Origin of the sequence: Candidatus Sodalis sp. SoCistrobi, assembly GCF_900143145.1 — a bacterium.
GTDB lineage: Bacteria > Pseudomonadota > Gammaproteobacteria > Enterobacterales > Enterobacteriaceae > SoCistrobi.
Map to the genome: position 1 here is coordinate 1 of NZ_FRDB01000259.1, position 3,672 is coordinate 3,672.

At 54.9% G+C, this 3,672-nt stretch carries 2 protein-coding genes and 1 pseudogene; 2 read left to right on the top strand and 1 reads right to left on the bottom strand.

From position 1 onward, the window contains the following. Window positions 1-119 precede the first annotated feature (119 nt). A complete protein-coding gene (sbcD, locus tag CINSTRO3249_RS13965) occupies window positions 120-1,166 on the top strand; it encodes an exonuclease subunit SbcD (protein WP_074013712.1) in 1,047 nt (348 codons plus the stop codon). Continuing rightward, a pseudogene (locus CINSTRO3249_RS13970) lies at window positions 1,163-2,042 on the top strand (AAA family ATPase); the annotation flags it as partial. The gene sbcD and the pseudogene CINSTRO3249_RS13970, both read left to right, overlap by 4 nt. Before the next feature lie 270 nt (window positions 2,043-2,312). Here CINSTRO3249_RS13970 and CINSTRO3249_RS13975 read toward each other — a convergent pair. Then, window positions 2,313-3,672 (bottom strand): flagellar biosynthesis protein FlhF (locus CINSTRO3249_RS13975; protein ID WP_254304262.1); only part of this gene is annotated, 1,360 nt, incomplete at its 5' end.

Consider the following 3,672-nt stretch of genomic DNA (forward strand, 5'->3'; position numbering starts at 1 on the left):
TGCTCATGCTGAGTTTCCAGCACTAGATTAACTGCCCGTTCACGGACTTCCGGAGAGTAACGTTTGGTCGTTGTCATAGAGACCTCCACTTTTAAAGTATAGACTCTAATTTATCCGGGGTGATTCACAACCGTTTCGTTGTGGCGCTGCAGCCTGCCGGTTGTCAACTGGTGGCGCTGGCCGGCAACCATGACGCGGTGGCAACCCTCAACGAATCCCGCGCGTTGCTGGCCTGTCTGAATACGCGAATAGTGGCCGGTGGCGACGGTGAGGACCAGGTGTGGGTCCTGCAGGATCGCAACGGCGCGCCGGGCGCGGTGCTGTGCGCCGTCCCCTATCTGCGGCCGCGGGATGTACTGCTCAGCCGCGGCGGCCTGTCGGGTGGTGAAAAACAGCAGGCGCTTTTGGACGCCATCGCTGAACGCTATCAGCAATTGTATCAACGGGCGCAGCGGTTGCGCGACGCCCTTCCCGCGCCGGTCCCCATTATCGCCACCGGCCATCTCACGACGGTCGGCGCCAGCACCACCGATTCGGTGCGCGAAATTTATATCGGCACCCTTGGTGCCTTTCCCGCGCGTCTGTTCCCGCCGGCGGAGTATATCGCCCTCGGCCACATTCACCGACCGCAGATTATCGGTGGCAATGACGGCATTCGCTATTGTGGCTCGCCGATCCCGCTGAGTTTTGATGAAGCGGGTCAACCGAAACAGGTCAATCTGGTCAGTTTCCTGAACGGCCAGCCGCCGCAGGTCACGCCGCTTACGGTGCCGGAAACACAGCCGATGCGGCTTATTAAAGGCCGCGTGGAGGAGATAGAACAACAGTTGCGCAGCTATGCGGATTATCGCGGCGCACGCCCGTTATGGCTGGATATTGAAGTCGTGGCCGACGGCTATTTGACCGACATTCAGCAGCGCATCCAGACGCTGGCGGAATCGCTGCCGGTGGAAGTGCTGCTGCTGCGCCGCAGCCGCGAACAGCGCCTCGACGGCCTTCACCGTCTGCAGCAGGAGACGCTGAGCGAACTGAGCGTCAGCGAGGTGTTTGAGCGGCGATTAGCGCTGGAGAAAACGCCGGATGAACCCCGGTGCCGGCGCATCCGACATCTGTTTGACCAAGTGGTCGATGATTTGCACAACGGCCATGAGGCAACGGACGCATGAAAATACTGACGCTGCGGCTAAAAAATCTCAATGCCCTGCAGGGCGAATGGAAAATCGACTTTACCGCCACGCCCTTTGACCCGTAGTAGCCTGTTCGCCATCACCGGCCCTACCGGCGCGGGCAAAACCACACTGCTCGACGCCATCAGTCTGGCGCTATATCACCAGACGCCACGGCTGGGGGAGAATCCCGGTGCGGAACTGATGACCCGCCATACGGCTGAATCGCTTGCCGAGGTGGAGTTTGCCGTCAAAGGGGTCGGCTATCGCGCGTTTTGGAGCCAGCGTCGGGCGAAAAATCAACCCGGCGGCAATCTACAGGGGGCGAAAGTGGAGCTGGCTCGCATCAGCGATGGCGTGATCCTGGCGGATAAAATTACCGATAAAAAACGCCTGATTGCCGAATTAACCGGGCTGGATTTTGCCCGGTTTACCAAATCGATTTTGCTGGCGCAGGGCGATTTCGCTGCTTTTCTGAACGCCGACGCCAAAAGCCGCGCCGGGCTGCTGGAGGAGCTGACGGGCACCGATATTTACGGCCGCATTTCCGCCGACGTGTTTGAGCGCAACAAAGATGTCCGCAACGAGCTGGCGCAATGGGAAGCGCGTGCGGGTGCCATGGAAATGCTTACCGCTGAACAACAGGCAATGCTGGAAGCCGAACTGACGCAGCGGCAGCAGGACGAGCTGCAGCTAAACACCCAGCGCCATGAGCGTCAACGTCACCACACCTGGCTGACTGAACGGACGCAGCGGCGATCGGCCTGGCAACAGACGCAGCAGGCGTCCCTGCAGGCCGCGCAGCAGGCGCAAGCCTCGGCGCCAGCGCTGGCCCGGCTGGCCGCGGCGGAACCGGCGGAAGCGTTGCGGCCGCTGCTCGACCAGCAGCAGCACGAAAACACATAAAAGCCAAATATATCAACACCTTGAATGGAATCTCAGCTCAAAAAATAGGCGACAAAACACAACAAAGCACGACAATACACGACATTTTTATCAATAACTTACCGTTCATTTCGACCTGCCGACTACGCCAGAATCGCCCAAATTTGACCGCCGAACGCCCCACATTTGACGCAGGAAATGCCATGCGCTATAGTCGCTTTCAGGTGCTGAACACACCCTAGAAGCATAGGTATCTACACATCAGGGAGGAGGCTTAAGAGCAACTCTCGCTAAATGAGTAAGTTCTTCCAGACTATATTCCGATAATAATTTTAGTGTATTCAACAAGATGGATAGGCCAGCGAGCAGAGCAGGAGCGCTCTCTCTGCGGCCTCGCTTTTGCTGTCGTCCTGACAAGCGACATATCAGCTGGCGGGCTGCCGCATTTTCTTCTCCTTCAGCGCGTTGCAGCCGCCATACCAGAACAGCAGCCATACTGGCTATTAACAACCTGCGTAGTACGGCTGGCGCGCTGCGCTGAAGCCATGTTTCTACGTCATGTCCGGCACCTTTCAGCAACTTAAAAAATGATTCAATATTCCAGCGCCAGTAATACCAACGAGCTACTTCCTCGCAGGTGATCTCGCTGCAAACGTTTGTAAGCAGCGTCCAGCGTCCCACCACATTACCGAGATCATCCGTAAGCCGAACAACAACCAATCTGACCGTCAGAGGCTCTCCAGGTTGGATTTTTATGCGGCGGCCGGTTTCTTTATCTTTACGCTTCTGCTGCGCAGCTCGGGTTATGACTATCGAGGTTTCACTGATTTCCATATCAGCTTTTTTCCCTTTCCAGTCTACCTGTCCGCATCCGTTGTATGGCAGAAGAGCAGCAATCTCACCAATTTTCAATGAATTACCTTGCCACTCTGCACCATGTCCTTCTTTTCCTCGGATAAGCCAGCATATTCCTTGAGTACTCAACGTCCGCATATGTCCAATAGAGTCACCCTCTCTATCAATTATATGAATCAGCTTTTTACCTATATTAAGCGATTCCACACGGGCAATATCGGTCGTCAAGGCGTCCATATGTGTCTGCCGTTCGGACAGTCCTTCCGCCAACGTTGAATGACAACCGGTTGCATCGGTAAGTGTCTGAGATAGAGGCGCTATTGGCAAACCCGTGCCAGCATCAACCAGCAAGCTGCTTTGAAGTTCATATCCAACATCGCCACCGTGCGTCATTTTTAAGCGTCCGTATTTGGCATGATGGTAAAGAAATTGTAAACGTGACCAATCATGAACAACGAGAGCGTATGGATGCGGGCTAAGCGAAATTTGCTCAAGTGCTAGCGAAATAATTGGCTCATTGAGTTGACTGAAGCTAATTCGCTTATTATTCAGAAAACGCCAGACAGCTTGGGTAGTTGCGAAAGTTGATTTTTGAGCACTTGCGAGGTCTTTAACCGCAGAAGCAAGAAGAGCCGCGGGCGTCATATGCTGTTTAACCAGCGTCTGATATCGGCGGGTAAGGCGAGAGTCAATCCCGCCAACAGATAGGTTGAAATCATTCTGCAAAGTAATAACAGGTATCACGATAAATGTGTAGATACCTATG